The sequence below is a fragment of the Paenibacillus montanisoli genome, assembly GCF_003268025.1.
Taxonomy (GTDB): Bacteria; Bacillota; Bacilli; order Paenibacillales; family Paenibacillaceae; genus Paenibacillus_Z; species Paenibacillus_Z montanisoli.
In genome coordinates this window covers 189,635-210,386 of sequence record NZ_QLUW01000004.1, presented here as the reverse complement: position 1 = coordinate 210,386, position 20,752 = coordinate 189,635, and the positions used below count along the sequence as shown (strand labels likewise).

Below are 20,752 nucleotides of genomic sequence, written 5' to 3'. Positions count from 1 at the left end.
ATCTAGCGGTATCGAGAGCGCGGAAAAGGAAGGGGAGTGCTGCGGCATGACAATCGGAGCGCGCGTTTTGAAGACCGGCCTTGCGGTAGCGCTGGCCATCTATCTGAGCAATTTGCTTGGATTTCCATCCCCGATTATCGCGGCAGTCGCTTCGATCTTTACGATTCAACCGTCCATCTCGCGGTCCTGGCAGCAGGTCACGGATCAATTGCAGACTAACGTACTTGGTGCCGTGGTTGCCCTTGCCGCAGTCCGGCTCTTCGGGCATACGCCGATTGCGGTCGGCTTGGTCTGTATCATTATTATCTTAATCAGCATTCGGCTGCGCATGGAAAATACGATCGGCCTGACGTTAGTTACCGTCGTGGCGGTGATGGAAGCGAACGAGCAGGGCTGGCTGTTCGCCGTGGAGCGCTTCCTGATGGTACTGACGGGTATGGCTGCCGCCTTCGCGGTGAATATCCTAGTCATTCCGCCGCGTCCGCGCAAACTGTTTACCGCACAGGTTCAGGAAGCGTACACGCAGCTGTCGCTGCTGCTTCGCATGGCGATCTCCAATGAGATGAAGGAAGACGTACACCGTAAGGAGAAAGAGAAGCTTGAGGGCACGCTTCGCAAGCTGGATGAGGCGTACCTGCTGTTCGAGGAAGAGCGCTCGCTGCTGCCTCAGCGTAAACAGATTCGCGCGCGGCAGCTGATCCTATCCAAGCATCTCATCAAGGCGCTGCATCAGGGCGTGGATCTGCTAGAGGTGGTGGAGGAGCACTATTTCTCCGCACCCGGTGCGGAGGCATGGGCCCAAAGGTTTGACAGCCAAATCGAGGAGCTGACCAAGTACCACGAGCAAATTTTGCTGAAAATCGCAGGCAAAATGAAGCCTACCGCCGAAATCGAGCCCGAGGAAGAACGGGAAGCCCGGCTGATTAACCAGCTGACCGATTACTTGCGCGATGATCCCGATGAACATAAACGGCTTGTATTCGTTGCTTCCGCCATGCTGGAATATGCCTACCATCTGCGCCGGCTGGAGCGGGTGTCGGAGCAAGTGCAGCAGCGGGATGCAACCGCGGACTGATCCTAATAGGAAACGCCCTTGCGGCCCGGCCGGACGAAGCATTCCGAATGCCAGGCGGGCAAGGGCGTTTAAACGTTCTAAAGAAAGAAACCTGTAAAGCCGCGGTCTAGGCGGCATGCAGGTTTCTTCTTGTTTAAGCGGCGCTATTCAGTCTCATGGGTCTTCTTATGCCGCTTCGGATGTTGGAGGTGCGCTTCGTGGGCAGTTGCTTTCTTCTTCGGCACGAGCCGGGGATCGGTTTCGCCGGTGGAATGATTATCGATATTGAGCTGGGTGAGCTCCCATTCCGTCGTGCCCATCTGAGGATCGGCCGGGAACACGTCACCGCGGTCCAGTTTCTCCTCGCGGCCCCACTCGTTTGTATAAACGCCCTCTACTTCAACCGGCTCGCCGGACATCGGATCCATTTGAAAATGGTTTTTTTCTTCGCTCATAATAACGTTCTCCTCCTGACGATGTCACCCTCTAACGACTACAGCCCGTGCTTCGGATAAGCGGCATGATCGGCTTTAGACTGCATGGCGCTCGCCTCAGCTTTGCCGACGCCTGTCCGGTCCGCCTTCGCCTGTGCCTTGCTCGCTTTAACCTGCAAGTGGGACGGTTGTTCTTGTGACATAGTATTGGCCTCCTGATCGTTACTCGACATGTAAATCCTTTATCAGTTTGCCACAGGGGGAAGGAAACTATGTGCGTGAGGGAGCCGGCTACATGAGCCGCAGCCCGCACGAAGGGCATTCCCGGTGCCTATGCATAACGGGATCGCCGCAGGCCGGACATGTCTCATCGAAGTCCTCGGACGGTTCCGTCGAAAGGGCTGCAGCGCTTTCACTTTGCGCTTGGGCAGGAGACTGCAGAGGGGAAGAGGTGCCGCCGAACAGCGCTTCCACGAATTGCTTGATCTCCGGATGCCGGCCTGAATCGTCCGTGGACAGCCGGATCAAGAAGATCATGGCGGCAACAAGTCCGGCTGCCAGCACAAGGACGATGCTTGTTGCGATGATATTCATCATGGTAAGGCCGGACCCCCGATTATTTCAAATGATAGCGCGACTCCAGCTTCTTGCCGCCGAACCACATGACCACGAGCAGTACGATGATCAGCAAAATGCGCCAAGGCTGTTCCGTCAGATCGCCGATGTTAAAGCTGAGCAGCGACACGCTGAGAATCATGACTGCTTTGCCAAGCAGAATCGCAAGCGCGAAGGAACCGAAGGAAATGCCGCTAAGGCCGGATACGACGTTTATGATGGCAGATGGGGAGAACGGGAAGCACGCGAAAAGGAAGATTGGCGTGAAGCCCCGGCGTTCGATAAAGACCAGCAGCTTGGAAGCCTTCGGGAAACGGCGGCGAATCCAGCCGCTAAACCGCCCGCCAAGCTTGCGCGAGAGCCAGAATACGAGCAGCGATCCGCCGCAAACGCCAATCCACGAATAGAAAGAACCAAGCCAGAGCCCGTAAATATTGGCATTCGCCGCAACGAACACAAGCAGCGGCAGAATGGGAAGGAACGATTCCGCAAGCGGCAATAGAATGCCCGGCAGCGGACCGTAAGCTTTGTAGCTTTCCAGCGTTCGCTGCAGGTGCTCGAGGTCCATTTCCTTTAAAGGTGCAAGCAAATCTTGAAATAAGTTCATTCCGTGTAATTCACCTTGCTTTCATCACGTATTGCCGTGGCTGTTGTCCTTAAACGCACGGAATGGAAACCAAATGTAGAAGAAGCCGATCACCGCATACATAATCCCGCTATACCATAGCACGGCGGATTGCCCTTGCCAAGTGGCGAGCGAGCCGCCAACGACGGGGCCGATCATTCCCCCGATGCCTTCGACGGTGGAGAAGATGCCCCAGCCAAGCCCCTGTTGTTTGGGCGGAACATAATTGGCAAGCAGCGCATTCCAGGCCGGCAGCAGCGTGGCATATGACAAACCTAGGATGGCGGTCAAAACGATGCACTGCCACATCGGCGGCGCCAGCGACAGCAAGTACAAGGAGGCGCCGATCAAGCCGAAACCGAGGACGAGAAACCATTTCTTGCCGCCAAGAATATCGGACAGACGGCCAAGCGGAATGAGGCCGATGACCGTACAGGCGCCGCCTGCCAGCAAAAGCAAGGAATATTGAGCGCCGGTCATTCCTAGTTTATGCTCGGCAAAGCTGGGCAGAATCGGAACAAGCATTCCGGCTCCCATGGTTTGGAGTACCATTCCAGGCAGCAGCAGACGCATATGCCGTAGACGATCCTTTAGTATTACGAACTGCTCGCGCAAAGGTAACGAAGAAGTTGCCCCGGATGATTTGCGGTTCGTAATAAACAGCGACAGCACCCAGCACAGCAGCGCAAGGCCGAGCAGCAGATAATAGGTTACCGGCGTACTGTAATCGAGCAAAATGTTGGTGACGATCGGGCCCGAGCCAATGCCGACGAACCATATCGTATAGAGAAAGCCCATCTGCATGGCCCGGCGATCCTCGGATACTTTGGTCAGGCAAACGATCCAGATCGGCGAGATGCCGACGCCGTATAAGGCGGCAGCCGTAATAAACAGCCATGGCTGATAGGCGAATTGGAGGAGGAAAATGCCGACGAGCGACGCGAGCAGACCGGCATGCACGACAAACCGGATCGAGAAACGGTCCAGCAAATAACCGATCGCCATCTTGAGCGCGGTATCCGTCAAGTAATGGGCCGTGATGGCGATGCCGATAATATCGAGCGACAAGCCAAGCGTCTTTTCCCCGAAAATCGGAATGAAGCTGATCAAAGCCGCACCGCGGACGAATTCGACGAAAAACAGAATGACCGAGAATAGGATCACTTCCCGGCCGAATAGACGAGTAGAAATGATGTCGCATCCCCTTTGACAGGCAAATTTAGAGGGCTATTACCAGCTGGCAGATGTCTACTTTATTATAAGCGTGCTGGAACAAAAATCCAAGTAAAGCCCTGCGGCAAGCACTTCTTAGGGTTGCCCAAAAGTGTCGGCTTCATCGGCGGAAGTCCAACAAAAAAGCCTGTCCATTCCGAAAAGGAACAGCCAGGCTAAGTAAGAGAAGCGCGAATCAGATCAGTAAGTTAAACAAAACGGGATCTTTGTTCAGCTCGAGGAAATGGAGCCCTTTCCTGCGCATGCGCGCTACGAGCGGCTCGTAATCCTGCCGGTTCTTCAGCTCGATGCCTACGAGCGCCGGACCGTTATCTTTGTTGTGCTTCTTCGTATATTCGAAGCGCGTGATATCGTCATCCGGACCGAGTACCTCGTCGAGAAATTCGCGCAAGGCGCCGGCCCGCTGGGGGAAGTTGACCATAAAATAATGCTTCAGCCCTTCAAAGACGAGCGAACGCTCCTTGATTTCCTGCATCCGGTCGACGTCGTTATTGCCGCCGCTGATGACGCACACGACGGTTTTGCCGGCGATTTGGTCGCGGTACAGATCAAGCGCCGCAATCGGCAGCACCCCGGCCGGCTCGACAACGATGGCGTTCTCGTTATACAGATCGAGAAGCGCGGTACAGGCTTTGCCCTCCGGAACGAGAATAATATCGTCGAGCATGTCGCGGCACATCCGAAACGTCAGCTCGCCGACGCGCTTGACGGCAGCCCCGTCGACAAACTTGTCGATGCTCTCCAACGTAAGCACCTCGCCGGCATCGAGGGCAGCGCGCATCGACGCGGCGCCTTCCGGTTCGATACCGATCAGCTTCGTCCTTGGCGAGACGGCCTTCACATATGCGCTGACGCCGGCGGCCAGACCGCCGCCGCCAATCGTCACGAAGACGAAATCGGGCGCGGCATCGATGGCTTCCATGATTTCTTTGCCGATCGTGCCGTTGCCGGCAATGATTTTGGGATCGTCAAACGGATGGATGAACGCTAGATCGTCCTTGCGGCTTGCGGCAAGAGCTTCGTTGAACGCATCGTCGAACGTGTCGCCGGTCAAAATAACTTCAACGTCGGAACCGCCGAAGAAGGCAACTTGGTTGACTTTCTGCCGCGGCGTCGTGCTGGGCATATAGATTTTGCCCGGAATACCTAGCGTGTGGCACGAATAAGCGACGCCTTGCGCGTGATTGCCTGCGCTTGCGCATACAACGCCCCGCCAAAGCCGCTCCTCGGGCAGAGATTTAATGAGATGGTAGGCGCCGCGCAGCTTAAAGGAACGGACAACTTGCAAATCCTCCCGTTTCAAATATACGCTGCAGCCGTAGCGCTCGGATAGCACCCGGTTCAGCTGCAGGGGGGTGCGCGCCGCCACTTCCTTGATATGCATTTGCGCTTGCGCGATTTCCGTCAACCCGACGGATATGGTTCCGCTTGCGTTCCACTCAGTTCCCATGATCTTCCGCAGCTCCTTTTGATCCAGATTTTCGATCTATAAAAATGCAAAAAATCCCGCCCCACAAGGGACGAGATTCATCTCGCGATACCACCCTACTTCCGCTTTCCCGTCCGTTTGAGAGGGACAAGCGGCTCTTTGTCACGTACCATCATACGCGCTCCGTGTAACGGCGGATTCCGTCCGTGCTTACTGACCCTTGCGGCTTCGGCACGGCTTCTTCGGGAGGATGCGGCAAATGCGGGCAAACGTCGGCTTTCAGCGTGCGCCGACTCTCTGGAGAATGCCTATTGCAAGATGCGCGTGTTCCCATCAACGAATTTCAAGATCGATTATTATCCTTGTTATACCCTCATGCCGGACAAATGTCAACGGGCAAGACTAGGATAATTAATCAAGGAATGGTAACCATGAAGATGCAGGCGTGAAAGGAGGCTGGCGGCCATGCCGTTCCGATCGAATCACTGGCTTCAGGCCAATATCATTGTTTTTATCATTGTGTGGGTGCTGCTTGCGATCTATCCGGTAAGCGTATTTGACTGGTGGATGGAAAATATTTTGACCCTCCTGACCGCGGTCGGCCTTATTATTCTCTATCGCTATTTCCGCTTCAGCAACTTGTCGTATACGTTCATCATTCTGTTCCTCATGCTGCAGACGTTCGGGGCGCATTACGCGTATGGCGTTACGCCTTTGGATGAGCTTATGAAGCATTGGTTCGATTTCAAACGGAACCATTACGACCGCGTCGTTCATTTCATGTTTGGGCTGCTGCTCGGCTTGCCGCAGCTGGAAGTGCTGATCAAAGCGGCGGGCATCCGCAAAATCTGGGCCTATCTCCTAACGCCATGGCTGCTTCTTGGCTACTCGGCGATCTATGAAATCGGCGAGATGTACGTCGTTTTCGTCGCGCCTAAGAAAAAGGGCGAGACGTTTCTCGGCGCTCAAGGCGACATTTGGGATGCCCAGCACGACATGGAGGTAACGTTCTACGCTTCGATCATTGCGATGATTATAATCGCGATCTGGGTTCGAAGAAGAAAGCAAAAAGCTGTCGATCATATTGATATTTAGGTGTCTTCCCGCTTGGGAGGATGCCTTTTTTGTCTGTATAGGTATGCAGGATCTCTTGTCCACGCGGCAGGATGGATTATAATGGATGGCATGGGAATGTGGAATGAGGTGAGGGATGGCAACGCGGTTATATATGATCAGGCATGCCGAGTCCTCGTATTCGCCAGGGAAAGATCGTACGCGAGGCCTGTCCCCGAAGGGGCAGGAGGATGTGCTTCGGGTGACGGAGCTTTTGCGGGACACGCGCATTGACGAGGTCGTATCAAGTCCCTATGCCAGAGCGTTGTTGACGGTAGAAGGCATTGCGGCGGAGCGAGGCTTGCCGGTCATGCAGTTCGAGGAGCTGAGGGAGCGGAAGCTTCACGGCGATGAGGTCGCGTTCGCAAGCGGCGGTTTTTTGGATGCGATCGAGCGTTCCTTCGCCGACCACAAGGCGGCGCTGCCCGGCGGGGAGTCGTTCAGAGAAGCGCAGCAGCGGGCGGTTCAGGTAGTGAAGAGGCTACTTCAAGCGTATGGGGGACAATCGGTTGCGGTTGGGACGCATGGCAACATCATGTGCATGATTTTGCATGCGTTTGATTCACGGTACGGCGGATTCGATTTCTGGAAGAGAACGACGATGCCGGACGTGTACCGGATGACGTTTCGCGATGAAGAGCTTGTTGGCTTCGATCGGTTGTGGAGTTAGCGATTCAATGGATCAATGTGGCGAAATACGCAAGATTAATAATGATACTAGGAGGCGCAATACTATGAATAAAACGAGCATTCAGCACATGGTGATTTTTGATTTGAAGCACGGGCAAGGGTCGGCTGCAGCCGAGCAGTTCTTGAACGACGGCGAACGTCTCTTGACGTCGATTCCGGTTGTGAAGGAGTTTAGCGCGTTCAAGCAAGTGAGCGCGAAGAACGACTACGACTACGGCTTCTCCATGGTCTTCGACAGCCAGGAAGACTATGATACGTACAACGCGCATCCGGTGCATGTCGATTTTGTCGAGAACAGATGGATTCCGGAGGTTGCGCGGTTTCTGGAGATCGATTTCAAGAAACGCTAATTACGATAAGAGATAGAAGAGAGTGCGGAAAAAGGAAGAAGACCGAAGCGGAATCGCTTCGGTCAGATTGCTGAGAATCCCGCGCTTCTATATGGTTAGCATGTGCACGACAGCATGAGAGAGAGGCTGCATATTTTAACGGATACTCCAATGCTTATTGGCGCAAAAATTACCCTTTTTATCATCTAACGGTCGCCAGTGGGGTTATTTGGCTCAAATCGGAAGAATTCGTTGTCCGAATCGCCAAATAGCGTCTCTGAGAACCGTTAGAATTTTATTAGGGTCATTTGTGGCTAAATAGCGTGCGTGGCAACCGTTAAGCTTATGCGCGGTAGCATGAGGCAATTTCGATTTTCGAACTCATTCGAGATGTAGATGATTCCTCGATAGAAATCGTCAAGCAAGTCTGAGCTCAGTCAACCTAGCCTGACCGAAGCGATTCCGCTTCGGTCTTTTTGTTGTTGCCCGAGAGAGCCGCGTCAGCTGCCGGGGGTTGCCAGTATCCGTTCGAACTCCGCGGTGAGGAGCGGCACGACTTCGAACAAGTCCCCGACGATGCCGTAATCGGCGACGCCGAAGATAGGGGCATCGGGGTCTTTGTTGATGGCGACGATGACGCGGGACTGGCTCATGCCGGCCAGATGCTGGATAGCGCCGCTGATGCCGCAAGCGATGTAGAGCTTCGGCGTGACGGTCTTGCCGGTCTGGCCGATTTGCAGCGCATAATCGCAATAGCCGGCATCGCAGGCGCCGCGGGAGGCGCCGACCGCGCCGCCGAGCACCTTCGCCAGCGCCTCCAGGGGCGCGAAGCCGTCAGCGCTGCGCACGCCTCTGCCGCCGGAGACGATAATATCGGCCTCGGCGAGATCGACCCGTCCGCTAGCCTTGCGCACGACATCGCGGACGGTGGTCCATAACGGCGGCGCGGCGTAGGCTAGCGCCGCGACCTTGCCCTCGCTGCCGGCTTCGACCGGCTCCGCGACGGGCAGGTTGTTCGGGCGCACCGTGATGACGCACGATGCCCCGGGGAGCAGCCGCCGCTGCTCGAACGCCTTTCCGGCGTAGAGCGGGCGGGTCAAGATCGCGTCTGCGCCGCCATCCTCCGGCACCTGGATGGCGGTCACATCCGCGATGTGGCCGCCTTTCAAGGCGGCGGCCACGCGGGGCGCGAGCTCGCGCCCCGCAGCGGTGTGGCCGAGCACGATGATGCTCGGCTGCACCGCGGCAACGGCAGCGCCGATGGCGGCGGCGTACGCCTCTGGCGCAAAGCCCGCCAGGGCCGGGTCGTCGATGACATGGACGACCCCGGCCCCCCTGGCGGCAAGCTCCGCGGCGGCTGCGGCCAGCGCGGGGCTTGCCGCCGAGCCGCCGCCGGCGAGGACGGCGTGCACGCTGCCGCCGTCGCCGGCGAGCCGCCTCGCGGCGCCGAGCGCTTCCAGCGCCACGCGCCGCAGCTTGCCCTCCGCGCACTCGGCATACACGAGTGCCGTTCGTTTCGATTGATCGCTCATCGCTCTATACCTCCAACTCTACGGGATCGATTTCGCTCAAAACAGCTTCGCCTCGCGCTGCAGCAGCTCCGCCAGCTGCGCGGCTTGCTCGCCCGGCGTGCCGGCGAGCTTGCGGCCGGCGGCGCGCACCGGCGGCGCGAGCAGCGCCACGCGCTCCGTCCGCGGCGCCAGATCGTCCGCGGAGAGACCCAGTTCCGCCGCCGTCACTTCCCGCAGCGGCTTGCGCTTCGCTTTCATAATGCCCGGCAGCGACGGGTAGCGCGGCTCGTTCAGCCCCTGCTGCGCAGTGACGAGCGCAGGGAGGGGCACCTCCACCGTCTCTACGCCCCACTCCGTATCGCGCTCGACGACAGCGGTGCGCCCTCCGCCGCCGGCGCCATCCCGTATCTCCAGCTTCAGAGCAGCTGACGCATGCGGCAATCCGAGCAGCTCGGCCGCCTGCAGCGCGACGCTGCCCGCGCCGCGGTCAACGGCGAATAGCCCGGCCAGCAAGAGATCGGGCTGCAGCGATTTCACGGCGGCGGCCAGAGCAGCAGCGATGGCGCGATCGTTGCCCGCGAGTCCGTCCTCGGCGATCAGCACCGCTTCATCCGCCCCCATCGCAAGCCCCGTGCGAAGCGCCTCGACCGCGCGCCCCGGCCCGCACGAGATCACGGTGACGCTGCCGCCGTGCGCCTCCCGCAGCCGAAGCGCTTCCTCCAGCGCGTATTCGTCGTAAGGATTAATGATGTATTTCACGCTATGCTCGGCTACCGCTCCGCCAACGAGCTCGATTTTTTCCTCCGTATCGAAGGTTTGCTTCATCAGTACTGCAATCTGCATCGGTACCAAACACCTCCCGATCGTTCGGATTTGCCGCCTTGCAGTCATACCGCCCAGCCGCGTCCGAATACGATAAACTAAGCCTCCTATGCGTGCTCCGCCCAGTGTTACCTTATGAACTTGGCCCTTGAAATAGACCGCGGCAAGCGCCCGCGCGGCCGCGCTTTCCGCATGTTACCGTTCATGGGGACATATACTGAATCACTCCGCGATTCCAGAAAAGGAGGGATCCTTGTGGGGTTTTTAAGTGCGCATCCGCTGGCGGCGCTGGTGCGCTGGCTGCTTTTTGCAGGGATGACGGGTACGGCGCTGTGGTGCTTCTATGTCGTTGTGAAGAGACGAATCGGGTACATACGCATGGGCCGAAGCAGCGATACGGGCCGGCCTTCCTCGCCTCAGACCCACGATCCGTCCGATCCCGAAAACGACAACCGCGAGGAAATGCTGTCGCTTTCCTCCTTCTCGACGACGGCCGCGCTGGCATCGGCAGCGACCGGGAACGAGCAGACCCGCCGGGGCTGGGATTTTGCGTTTCAAGTGTTCGGCCACCGCAAGCTGCTGAAGGACATTCGCAGCGGATTGATGCACCTCGTCATCTTCTACGGGTTCATCGTCCTGCAATTCGGAGCGGTGGATATTATCTGGAAGGGGATCGCCGGATCGGCGCTGCCGTTTCCGGCCTATCATGCGTTCGTTCTGTCGCAGGAGATTACGGTGCTGCTCGTGCTGCTCGCCATTCTATACGGCGGCTTCCGGCGGTATGTCGAACGGCTGCGTCGGCTTAAACGGGGCTGGAAGCCATCCTTGGTCCTCTGGTTTATCGGCGGCATCATGCTGACCGTCCTCTTCACGCAGGCGTTCGAGCGGCTGCACGCCTTCGAAGCGGCTGGCGGCTCGCTCTACGTCAGCTATGCACCGGTTTCCTCGGCGATTGCGGAGGCGCTGCACGGCGCCGGAATCACGCAAGCCGCGGCCGGCGTGTGCTACGAGCTGTTCTGGTGGCTGCACTATGCGGTGCTGCTGTCTTTTCTCGTTTATGTGCCGCAGTCGAAGCATTTTCACATTATGACGGCTCCCGTGAATCTGTGGCTTCGCCGCCGGACGCCTCCGGGCCGGTTGGAGCCGCTCGATCTCGAGGACGAAGAGGCGGAATCGTTCGGCGTCGGCGAGGTGGAGCAGTTCACGTCCAAACAGCTGCTCGATCTGTACGCATGCGTCGAATGCGGGCGCTGCACGAATGTCTGTCCCGCGTCGAACACCGGCAAGCTGTTATCTCCGATGCATCTCATCATCAAGCTGCGCGATCATTTGACGGAGAAGGGCGCCGCGATTACATCCAAGTCGCCGTGGGTGCCTTCCCTTAGCCGGGATACCGCCAAACTGCAGACGAGTGCGCACATGATGGCCGACGCTTCGCCGGTATGGGTTCAAAGCGGCGGAGGAGCGGCAGCTTACGGGGCTAAAACCACCATCGAACCGACGATGACCGTGCAGCGTCAGGCATGGAACGTGCATGAAGATACGCCGGTATCGGATGTGGCGCTCATCGGCGGCGTCATGACGGAATCCGAGCTGTGGTCGTGCACCACCTGCCGCAACTGCGAGGATCAGTGTCCCGTCGGCAACGAGCACGTGGACAAAATCATCGATATGCGACGCTACCTCGTCCTGATGGAAGGCCGCATTCCGGCGGAGGGGCAGCGCGCGATGAACAATATCGAGCGGCAGGGCAATCCGTGGGGGCTGCCGCGGGCCGAGCGCGCGGCTTGGCTGAAGGCTTACGAAGCAACCCCGGCCGCGAAGCCCGTGCTTACGATGCAAGAGGCGGTGCGCCGGAACGAGCAGCCGGAGCTGCTGCTGTGGGCCGGCACGATGGGGGCTTATGATCAGCGCAGCCGCAAGGTGCTGTTCGCGTTCGTCCGGCTGCTGCAGGAGGCCGGCATTCCTTTCGCCGTGCTGGGCGGCGAGGAGAAGAACTCCGGCGACACCGCGCGGCGCATGGGCAACGAGCTGCTGTTCCAGACGCTGTGCCGCGACAACGTCGAGACGCTCCAGCGCTACGGCATCCGCCATATCGTCACCATTTGTCCGCATACGTTCAACTCGCTGAAGCATGAATACGGCGACTTCGGTCTCCCTCGTTCCGTTACCGTCGAGCACCATACGACGATGCTTGCGCGCCTTGTGGCGCAGGGACTGCTGCGGCCTGCCCATTCGGTGAAGGAACGGATCGTCTATCACGATTCCTGCTACTTGGGCCGGTATAACGGCATCTATGACGCGCCCCGCCAGCTGCTCGCGGCGATTCCTGGTCTCAATCTAGTAGAGATGGAGCGCAACCGTGAAAACGGCATGTGCTGCGGCGCCGGCGGCGGGCTCATGTGGATGGAGGAGCGAAGCGGGATGCGGGTGAATGAGGCGCGCGCCTCCCAAGCGCTTGAAACGTCGCCGACCGTCATCGGCTCGGCATGCCCGTACTGCTTGACCATGATGGAGGACGGCATCAAGCAGCTGGGAGCGGAGGAAACCGTACGGGCGCGTGACGTGGCGGAGCTGCTCGCGGAAAGTGTTTTCGGCAAACCGGAAGCCAGCGTATCCAGTTAAAAGGGGGGAATTGTGTGGGAGTTAGAGCTTCACAGCCGACGCCAATCCGCCGCGCGGCGGTCATTGGGTCGGGTGTCATGGGAGCGGGCATCGCCGCTCATCTGGCCAATGCCGGCATCAGCGTGCTACTGCTTGACGTGGTGCCTGCTTCGCTGACCGAGCAGGAAAGCCGCGCCGGCCTGACGCTGCAGGATAAGAGCGTCCGCAACCGGCTTGCGGCGGGCAGCATCGCCAAGCTGGCGGGGCAGCAGCCGCCGGCCTTATATGACGCGGCCTTTGCGCAGCGGATCACGGCAGGAAATTTGGAGGATGACCTTGCTAAGCTGGCCGGCGTAGAGTGGATTGTCGAAGCGGTGGTGGAGCGGCTAGACGTGAAGCGGGCGGTGTTCGCGAGCGTCGAGTCGGTGTTGAAGCCGGGGACGCTCATTTCGACGAACACGTCCGGCTTGTCGGTTGCCGCGATGGCGGAAGGGCGGAGCGAAGCGTTCCGGAGCTATTTTGCCGCTGCGCATTTCTTTAACCCACCTCGTCATATGAAGCTGGTTGAGCTTGTGGCGGGGCCGGATACGAAGCCTGCCGTCATGGAGCGGCTTAAGCGCATTTGCGAGCTGCAGCTCGGCAAAGGGGTCGTCATCGCCAAGGACACGCCGAACTTCATCGCGAACCGGATCGGTACGTACGGCATGCTGACGACGATCGCGGCCATGAAGCAATTCGGGCTGAACGTCGACGAGGTGGATGCGCTCACGGGGCCTGCGATGGGACGGCCAAAGACGGCCACGTTCCGCATGCTCGATTTGGTCGGGCTCGATACGCTGCTGCATGTGGTGGACAATGTGCGGGAGCGTAGCGGAGATGCCATCGATCAGGCGGCGTTCGCGCGGCCGCCGGAGCTTGAAGCGCTCGTCGCGCGCGGTTGGATCGGCGAGAAGGCCGGCGCGGGCTTTTACCGCAAAATCAAACGGCCCGGCGGCGGCAGCGACATCGAGACGCTGCAGCTCGATACGATGACGTATGCGCCTAGGGCGAACGTCGCTTCGCCGGTCATCGAAGCGGCTAAGGCGGCCAAGGGGGCGGCGGGCAAAGCGAAAGCGCTGCTCTTTACCGATACGAAGGACCGCTACGCGCAGTTCGCCTGGCATTCGCTGAAGACGGTGCTGCTTTACGCCGCGCGCCAAATCGGTGTGATCGCGGATACGGTCAGCGATATTGACCGGGCGCTTGTTTGGGGCTTCAATTGGGAGCTTGGCCCGTTCGAGCTGTGGGACGCGATCGGGTTGGAGCGCTCGGTGCAGCGGATGCGCGCGGAAGGGGACGACATTCCGGCATGGGTCGAGGCATGGCTGGCGGCGGGGAATACCGGGTTTTACAAGGAAGAGGGGCAGCTGCGGTTCTATGTGAACGGCGGCGAGTATCGGCCGTTGGAGGAAGAGGAGGGCGTTATTTCGTTAGCGGCGCTGAAGCGCGCCGGGAAAACGATTCTCGGCAATTCCGGCGCGTCCCTGCTTGATTTGGGCGACGAGGTGGCGTGCTTGATGTTCCATTCGCCGAACAATGCGATCGGCGGCGATATCTTGACGGCGATCCGCCAGAGCGCGGAAGAGGTCAGCCGGAATTGGCGCGGCCTTGTTATTGCGAACGAGGGACGCCACTTCTGCGTCGGCGCCAATCTCATGATGCTGCTGATGGAAGCGCAAAACGGCGATTTCGATGAAGTGGACGACATCATCCGCCAGTTCCAAAACAGCATGCTGCTGCTTAAGCGGCTCGACCGGCCGGTTGTGGCCGCGCCGCACCGGATGACGCTCGGCGGCGGCGTGGAAGCTTGCTTGCCGGCGGATCAAATTATATTCTCCGCGGAGACATACTTCGGGCTCGTCGAAACCGGCGTCGGCCTCATTCCCGCAGGGGGCGGCTGTAAGGAAGCGGCCGTGATGGCGGCGGCGCGCGCGGGAGCCGGCGATTTGCAGCCGCATGTGAACGCGCTCTTCGAGACGATCGCGATGGGGAAAACGTCGGGCAGCGGCTATGACGTGCAGCGGATCGGCTTGATGCGGCCGCAGGACCGCGTCATCATCCGCGGCGAGAGCCGCGTCGCGGAAGCGAAGCGGAGCGTGCTGGAGCTGGATCGCGCGGGCTACGTGCCGCAGCCTTCAGGAGCCCGCATCCGCGTCGCGGGGCGGGAAGGCCGCGCCGTGCTGCAGCTGGCCGTCGACGCGATGCGCCGCGGGGGGCAGGTGAGCGAGCATGACGTGCTCATCGGCCGCAAGCTCGCGCATGTGATTGCCGGCGGGGACGCGTCGCCTGGCGCGGAGGTAAGCGAGCAGTATCTGCTCGATTTGGAACGCGAAGCGTTCCTCAGCTTGTGCGGCGAGCCGCTGACGCAAGCGAGGATGCGGCATATGCTCTCGACGGGCAAGCCGCTTCGAAACTAGGCTTCGAGAGCCGTACATTGAAGGAGGTGACCGCCAATGTTGAATGCGAACGATCCGTTCGACGCCGTCATTGTGTCGGCGGTACGAACGGCTGTCGGCAAGGCGAAGAAAGGGAGCCTGGCGGATACGAGAGCCGAGGATTTGGGCCGCGCCGTGCTGCGCGCCGCGGTGGATCGCGTCCCTGGGCTGTCTTACGGGGACGTGCAGGACGTCATAATCGGCTGCGCTATGCCCGAAGGCGAACAAGGACTCAACTTTGCCCGCATCATGACGCTGTATGCGGGCTTTCCGGTGACGACGCCGGCCGTCACCGTTAACCGGTTTTGCTCCTCCGGCCTGCAGTCGATTGCCTATGCGGCGGAGCGGATCCGGCTTGGCGAAGCGGAAGTCGTGCTCGCCGGAGGGGTCGAAAGCATGAGCCATGTCCCGATGACCGGCTTCAAGCTTTCGCCTCATCCCGGCATTGCCGACGCGATGCCGGAAGTGTATATGGGCATGGGCCACACCGCCGAGGAAGTGGCCCGCCGCTACGGCATCAGCCGCGAGGCGCAGGACGCATTCGCGGCGGAGAGCCACCGCAAAGCGGCGAAAGCGCAGGCGGAAGGCCGTTTCCGCGACGAAATCGTGCCGCTGCATGTGCAGCGCGAAGGGGTCGACGATAACGGGCGGCCATGGGCTCGCAGCTTCGTGTTTGACCACGACGAAGGGGTTCGGCCGGATACGACGCCCGAGGTGCTGGCGAAGCTGAAGCCGTCCTTCGCGCGGGAAGGGACGGTTACGGCGGGCAACACCTCGCAGATGAGCGACGGCGCTGCGGCGGTTGTCGTCATGAGCCGTGCCCGCGCCGAGCAGCTGGGCGTCAAGCCCCTTGCCGTATTCCGGGCTTACAGCGTGGCCGGCGTTGCGCCTGAAGTGATGGGCATCGGCCCGATCGAGGCGATACCGAAGGCGCTGGCACGCGCGGGCATTACGAAGGAGCAGGTGGAGGCGTTCGAAATCAACGAAGCGTTCGCCGCGCAGTGCCTGCCGATCATTGACCAGCTCGGCCTCGATCCGGCGCGCGTCAACGTGAACGGCGGCGCTATCGCGCTAGGTCATCCGCTCGGCTGTACCGGCACGAAGCTGACCGTCTCGCTCATTCATGAGTTGAAGCGCCGCGGCGGCGGGACCGGCGTCGTCTCCATGTGCATCGGCGGCGGCATGGGCGCGGCCGGCGTAATCGACGTTATGCCATGAGCGTTTAGGAGCTCCCAGGGCGCTGCATTGCCGGAACTTGAGCTTGAAGCAGCCAAGAGGAGCTCCTAGGACGCTACATTGCCGGAACTTGAGCTTAAAGCAGCCAAGAGGAGCCCCCAGGGCGCTACATCGTCGGAACTTGAGCTTAAAGCAGCCAAGAGGAGCTCCCAGGGCGCTACATTGTCGAAACTTGAGCTTAAAGCAGCCAAGAGGAGCTCCCATAGCGCTACATTGCCGGAACTTGAGCTTGAAGCAGCCAAGAGGAGCTCCCAGAGCGCTACATTGCCGGAACTTGAGCTTGAAGCAGCCAAGAGGAGCTCCCAGAGCTCTACATTGTCGAAACTTGAGCTCAAGGAGGCCAAGAGGAGCTCCCAGAGCTCTACATCGAAACTTGAGCTCAAAGAGGCCAAGAGGAGCTCCCAGGGCGCTACATTGTCGGAACTTGGGCTTGAAGCAGCCAAGAGGAGCCCCCAGAGCTCTACATTAGCACACGCCGCGCTCAACAACCGCGGCAAGCAGCAGGTATGAAAGGAGTGAACGACAGATGGCGCAAAACAATCGATGGGGCGGCAGGTTTGTCGTGGAGGATATGGCGCCGGGCGCGGTCGTCACCCCGGAGGATTTCACCGACGAGCAGCGAATGATCGCAGATGCGGCGCGCGCGTTCGTTGCGGGCGAAATCCTGCCCCGCGACGCCGCGATCGAAGCGCTCGATTACAAGCTGACGGTAGAACTGCTGCGCAAGGCAGGCGAGCTGGGCCTGCTCGGCGCTGACGTGCCGGAGGCCTACGGCGGGCTCGGGCTCGACAAAGTCAGCTCGACGCTGCTTGCGGAGACGTTCGCCGAGGCATCGTCCTTCGCGCTCTCCGTCGGCGCGCATGTCGGCATCGGCACGCTGCCGATCGTCTTCTTCGGCTCGCAGGCCCAGAAGGAGAAGTACTTGCCCGACCTGGCAACCGGCCAAAAAATCGCCGCTTACTGCCTAACGGAGCCCGCTTCCGGCTCCGATGCGCTCGGCGCCCGCACCACGGCGAGGCTGACGCCGGACGGTACGCATTATATTTTGAACGGTTCCAAGCTGTATATCACGAACTCCGGATTTGCCGATTTGTTCATCGTCTACGCGAAAGTGAACGGGGACCATTTTACCGCCTTCATCGTGGAACGGGGCTCGCCGGGTTTCAGCATCGGGCCGGAGGAGCACAAGATGGGCATAAAAGGCTCTTCGACCTGCGCGATCTTCTTCGACGATACGCCGGTTCCGGCCGCGAACGTGCTGGGCGAGGTCGGCAAGGGCCATCTGATCGCCTTCAACATCTTGAATATCGGGCGCTTCAAGCTGGCGGCCGGCTGCGTCGGAGGCGCGAAGGAAACGATCGGGCTGACGGCCAAATACGCCAACACGCGCAAGCAGTTCGGCCGGGCGATTTCGTCGTTTCCGCTAATCGGCGCGAAGCTGGCGGATATGAATATCGCCACGTACGTGCTGGAGAGCATGGTGTACCGCACGGCGGGCTGGATCGACGAGATGCTGCGGGAAACCGAGGCAGGCGCAGGATCCGGGGCGGATGCGGGGGCGATTGCGGCCAAGGCGATTTCCGAGTATGCGCTGGAATGCTCGATCAATAAGGTGTTTGCCACGGAAGTGCTGGATTACGTGGCGGACGAAGGCGTGCAAATCCACGGCGGCTACGGCTACATCAAGGAATACAAGGTGGAGCGGATCTACCGCGACTCCCGCATTAACCGGATATTCGAAGGGACGAACGAAATCAACCGGATGCTCATCCCCGGGACGCTAATGAAAAAGGCGCTCAAGGGCGAGCTGCCGCTGCTGCGCAAGGCGCGCGCCCTGCAGGCGGAGCTGCTTCAGCCGATGCCGCTGCCATCCTTCGACGAGCCGCTCAGCAAGGAAACGTACCGCATCCAACAGGCCAAGAAAATCTTCCTCGCCGTCGGCGGCCTGGCCGTGCAAAAATACGGTCTGGCGCTGGAGCAGCAGCAAGAGGTGCTGTGCCAGCTAGCCGATATGATGATTCAAGTGTTCGCGATGGAAAGCGCCAATCTGCGCACGCGCAAAATGCTGCTGCGAGGCGGTTCGACAGTGTCCGCCGAAACGCAAAACGCCATCGCCATGACGGTCGTCTTCGTGCAGGAAGCGATGGAGCGGATCGAACGGTACGCCAAAACGACGCTAGCCGCATTGGAGGAAGGGGATGCCCTGCAAACCCAGCTCTCCGTTCTGAAGAAGCTGACACGCTCGCCGCTTGTCGATACGATCGCCCTGAAACGCGGCATTGCCGCACGCGTCATCCGCAGCCAGCAGTACACGTTGTAGGGGGAGCGTGACAACTATGGAACAACCGCAAGAGCGGCTTTGGCTTCGCTGCTACCCCGGCGAGGTTGTGCCTGATGTGGAAATTCCGGACTTAAGCCTAAGCGAACTGCTGCTACAAACCGCTGCCAAGTATCCTAACCATGAAGCCCTGTTCTTTTACGGCAAAAAGACATCCTACCGCGAATTGCTGGCCGCCGCCCAACGGATGGCGGCCGGCTTGCAAGCGGCAGGCATCGGCAAGGGCGACCGCGTCGCCATTATGCTGCCGAACTGCCCGCAAACGGTTATTGCCTATTTCGGCGTTCTGCTTGCTGGCTCGATCGTGGTCATGACGAACCCGCTCTACGTGGAGCGGGAGCTGGAGCATCAGCTGAAGGACAGCGGCGCGTCCGCCATCGTCACCCTTGATCTGCTGTATCCCCGTCTAGCACGGGTCCGGGGAGAAATCCCCGAAGAAGGCCCTTTGCCCAATCTGCGCACCGTTATCGTCACCTCTATCCAAGATGCCCTCCCTTTTCCGAAAAACCTTCTCTTCCCGATCAAGCAGCGGCGCGACGGACAGCTTCCTCCGCCCATTCCGCACGGTAAGTTCGGCGTTACACGTTATACCGCCTTTATGTCCAAGGCGCCGAAGCTTCCCGCAGAGCATAAGGCCGATCCCGAGGCTACCGCCTTGCTGCAGTATACCGGCGGCACGACGGGCGTTGCGAAAGGCGTCATGCTGTCGCACCGCAATCTGGTCGCGAACACGGCACAGTGCGCGGCTTGGTTTTACCGGATGGAGGAGGGGAAAGAGCGGTTCCTAGCCGCCTTGCCGCTCTTTCATGTGTTCGGGCTGACGGTGCTCATGAACTTGTCCATCATGAAGGGCGGGACGCTTATTTTGCTTCCCCGCTTTGAAGTCGGTACCGTGCTGCAGACGATCCGCAAGCAGAAGCCGAGCGTGTTTCCCGGCGCGCCTACGATGTACATCGCCGTGCTTAACCATCCCGACGTGAAGAAATACGATCTCTCTTCAATCAAAGTGTGCGTCAGCGGCTCGTCGCCGCTGCCGCTTGAAGTGCAAACCCAATTCGAGTCTCTATCCGGCGGCCGGCTGATCGAAGGGTACGGGCTGACGGAGGCTTCGCCGGTTACGCATACGAACCCGATCTGGGCGAAGCGCAAAATCGGCACCATCGGCGTTCCGCTGCCGGGTACGGAGGCCAAAGTCGTCGATATGTCGACAGGCGAGACGCTCATGCCCGGGGAGGTCGGCGAACTGCTGATCCGCGGCCCGCAGGTGATGCAGGGCTATTGGAACAAGCCGGAGGCAACGGCGGCCGCGCTTACCGATGGCTGGCTGCGTACCGGGGACTTGGCGAAGATGGATGAGGACGGCTTCTTCGCCATCGTCGACCGGATTAAGGACATTATCATCGCGGGCGGCTTCAATATTTATCCGCGCGAGGTGGAGGAGGTGCTTTACGAGCACCCCGGCGTCCACCATGCCGCCGTTATCGGCGTTAAAGACCCTTACCGGGGCGAGACGGTCAAAGCGTTCGTCGTGCTGCGCAAGGACGTCAATTTGTCCGCCATGCAGCTTGACCGGTGGTGCCGAGACCGTCTGGCCGTATTCAAAGTGCCGCATCAGTATGAATTCCGTACCGAGCTGCCCATGACGATGATCGGTAAGGTGCTGCGGCGCAAGCTGCAGGAGGAGGAAGAAGCGAATGCACGAGAAGGAAGCGGAAACGGGCCCGGAGCGCCGGAGTGACCCGTTTGCGGAGCTGGAGGCGCTTGCCGAGGCGGCGAAGCCGACGTTCTGGGGCTACCTCGGCTGCGAGCTTGCGCATGCGGAGCGGGGAAAGGCTATCGTGTCGCTGCAGGTGCGGCCGGAGCATTTGAACCTCGCCCGTATCGTGCATGGCGGCGTGCTGGCGTCCCTTCTGGATAATGCCATGGGGCTGGTCGTCATTCTCGATTGTCCCGGCGAGAAGACCGTCACGACGCAGCTGAACGTTCACTACTTGCAGAGCGCCGGCCTGGGAGAAATCCGCTGCGAAGCGCTGCTCATCCACAAATCGAGACGAACCCTCACAATGCAGGGCCGTATTGTCGATAATAAAGGTGAGCTGCTCGCATGGGGGAGCGGAACGTTCCGCAGAGTAACTTAACTGTAACATGTTACAATTTCGATGAGGCAGTCCATGACATTGAAAGCGTTATCCCTATCCCCTATAATTAGCATATCCGGGAGCTCAACAGGGTGAGGGGGCGAATA

The 20,752-nt window shown here is 59.7% G+C and carries 19 protein-coding genes; 11 read left to right on the top strand and 8 right to left on the bottom strand.

Annotated features, from left to right (window positions below):
- The first annotated feature begins 46 nt into the window (after nucleotides 1-46).
- Nucleotides 47-1,075: an FUSC family protein gene (locus tag DL346_RS20625; protein ID WP_112884265.1), complete on the top strand. Its 1,029-nt coding sequence runs from the start codon at nucleotides 47-49 to the stop codon at nucleotides 1,073-1,075.
- Between the two features lie 143 nt (nucleotides 1,076-1,218).
- Here DL346_RS20625 and DL346_RS20620 read toward each other — a convergent pair whose 3' ends face one another.
- The 6 genes from DL346_RS20620 to ilvA all read right to left on the bottom strand — a co-directional run bounded on the left by DL346_RS20620 (nucleotide 1,219) and on the right by ilvA (nucleotide 5,411).
- Entirely contained in the window at nucleotides 1,219-1,509 is a 291-nt protein-coding gene (locus DL346_RS20620) for a transposase (RefSeq protein WP_112884264.1), read from the bottom strand.
- Between the two features lie 38 nt (nucleotides 1,510-1,547).
- Nucleotides 1,548-1,691 (bottom strand): hypothetical protein, encoded by a 144-nt coding sequence (locus DL346_RS29160; protein WP_165822600.1) that lies wholly within the window; start codon nucleotides 1,689-1,691, stop codon nucleotides 1,548-1,550.
- An 88-nt stretch (nucleotides 1,692-1,779) separates the two neighbouring features.
- Entirely contained in the window at nucleotides 1,780-2,085 is a 306-nt protein-coding gene (locus DL346_RS20615) for a hypothetical protein (RefSeq protein WP_112884263.1), read from the bottom strand.
- A gap of 19 nt (nucleotides 2,086-2,104) precedes the next feature.
- On the bottom strand, nucleotides 2,105-2,710 hold the full coding sequence (locus DL346_RS20610) for a TVP38/TMEM64 family protein (RefSeq protein WP_112884262.1): 606 nt from the start codon (nucleotides 2,708-2,710) through the stop codon (nucleotides 2,105-2,107).
- Between the two features lie 24 nt (nucleotides 2,711-2,734).
- A complete protein-coding gene (locus DL346_RS20605) occupies nucleotides 2,735-3,892 on the bottom strand; it encodes an MFS transporter (protein ID WP_240633334.1) in 1,158 nt (385 codons plus the stop codon).
- Nucleotides 3,893-4,136: 244 nt separating this feature from the next.
- Nucleotides 4,137-5,411: a threonine ammonia-lyase IlvA gene (gene ilvA, locus DL346_RS20600; RefSeq protein ID WP_112884260.1), complete on the bottom strand. Its 1,275-nt coding sequence runs from the start codon at nucleotides 5,409-5,411 to the stop codon at nucleotides 4,137-4,139.
- 444 nt (nucleotides 5,412-5,855) lie between these two features.
- Between ilvA and DL346_RS20595 the strand changes: the two genes are divergently transcribed.
- From DL346_RS20595 to DL346_RS20585, 3 genes are all read left to right on the top strand, one after another.
- Nucleotides 5,856-6,485, top strand: coding sequence for a DUF2238 domain-containing protein (locus tag DL346_RS20595; RefSeq protein ID WP_112884259.1), 630 nt, complete (start codon nucleotides 5,856-5,858; stop codon nucleotides 6,483-6,485).
- Between the two features lie 115 nt (nucleotides 6,486-6,600).
- Nucleotides 6,601-7,173, top strand: coding sequence for a histidine phosphatase family protein (locus DL346_RS20590; protein WP_240633332.1), 573 nt, complete (start codon nucleotides 6,601-6,603; stop codon nucleotides 7,171-7,173).
- Nucleotides 7,174-7,237: 64 nt separating this feature from the next.
- Nucleotides 7,238-7,543, top strand: coding sequence for a Dabb family protein (locus DL346_RS20585; RefSeq protein ID WP_112884258.1), 306 nt, complete (start codon nucleotides 7,238-7,240; stop codon nucleotides 7,541-7,543).
- A gap of 479 nt (nucleotides 7,544-8,022) precedes the next feature.
- Here DL346_RS20585 and DL346_RS20580 read toward each other — a convergent pair whose 3' ends face one another.
- The gene (locus DL346_RS20580) at nucleotides 8,023-9,054 is read right to left on the bottom strand and encodes an electron transfer flavoprotein subunit alpha/FixB family protein (RefSeq protein ID WP_112884257.1); all 1,032 of its coding nucleotides are present in this window, start codon (nucleotides 9,052-9,054) and stop codon (nucleotides 8,023-8,025) included.
- Nucleotides 9,055-9,090: 36 nt separating this feature from the next.
- Nucleotides 9,091-9,876 (bottom strand): electron transfer flavoprotein subunit beta/FixA family protein, encoded by a 786-nt coding sequence (locus DL346_RS20575; protein ID WP_112884256.1) that lies wholly within the window; start codon nucleotides 9,874-9,876, stop codon nucleotides 9,091-9,093.
- 294 nt (nucleotides 9,877-10,170) lie between these two features.
- On the opposite strand from DL346_RS20575, the gene DL346_RS20570 reads away from it, so the two are divergent.
- From DL346_RS20570 to DL346_RS20540, 7 genes are all read left to right on the top strand, one after another.
- Nucleotides 10,171-12,480 (top strand): (Fe-S)-binding protein, encoded by a 2,310-nt coding sequence (locus tag DL346_RS20570; RefSeq protein ID WP_420849593.1) that lies wholly within the window; start codon nucleotides 10,171-10,173, stop codon nucleotides 12,478-12,480.
- A gap of 14 nt (nucleotides 12,481-12,494) precedes the next feature.
- The gene (locus DL346_RS20565) at nucleotides 12,495-14,915 is read left to right on the top strand and encodes a 3-hydroxyacyl-CoA dehydrogenase/enoyl-CoA hydratase family protein (RefSeq protein ID WP_276311572.1); all 2,421 of its coding nucleotides are present in this window, start codon (nucleotides 12,495-12,497) and stop codon (nucleotides 14,913-14,915) included.
- 36 nt (nucleotides 14,916-14,951) lie between these two features.
- Nucleotides 14,952-16,151 carry an acetyl-CoA C-acyltransferase gene (locus DL346_RS20560; RefSeq protein ID WP_112884255.1) on the top strand — a complete coding sequence of 400 codons (1,200 nt, stop codon included), beginning with the start codon at nucleotides 14,952-14,954 and terminating at the stop codon, nucleotides 16,149-16,151.
- Between the two features lie 78 nt (nucleotides 16,152-16,229).
- On the top strand, nucleotides 16,230-16,679 hold the full coding sequence (locus DL346_RS20555) for a hypothetical protein (protein ID WP_112884254.1): 450 nt from the start codon (nucleotides 16,230-16,232) through the stop codon (nucleotides 16,677-16,679).
- A 16-nt stretch (nucleotides 16,680-16,695) separates the two neighbouring features.
- A complete protein-coding gene (locus tag DL346_RS20550; RefSeq protein ID WP_112884253.1) occupies nucleotides 16,696-18,489 on the top strand; it encodes an acyl-CoA dehydrogenase family protein in 1,794 nt (597 codons plus the stop codon).
- Nucleotides 18,490-18,505: 16 nt separating this feature from the next.
- Nucleotides 18,506-20,245, top strand: a complete 1,740-nt coding sequence (locus DL346_RS20545) for a long-chain-fatty-acid--CoA ligase (RefSeq protein ID WP_112884252.1) — start codon at nucleotides 18,506-18,508, stop codon at nucleotides 20,243-20,245.
- Nucleotides 20,202-20,645 (top strand): PaaI family thioesterase, encoded by a 444-nt coding sequence (locus DL346_RS20540; RefSeq protein ID WP_112884251.1) that lies wholly within the window; start codon nucleotides 20,202-20,204, stop codon nucleotides 20,643-20,645. The genes DL346_RS20545 and DL346_RS20540 overlap by 44 nt, the downstream gene beginning before the upstream one ends.
- Nucleotides 20,646-20,752 lie beyond the last annotated feature (107 nt).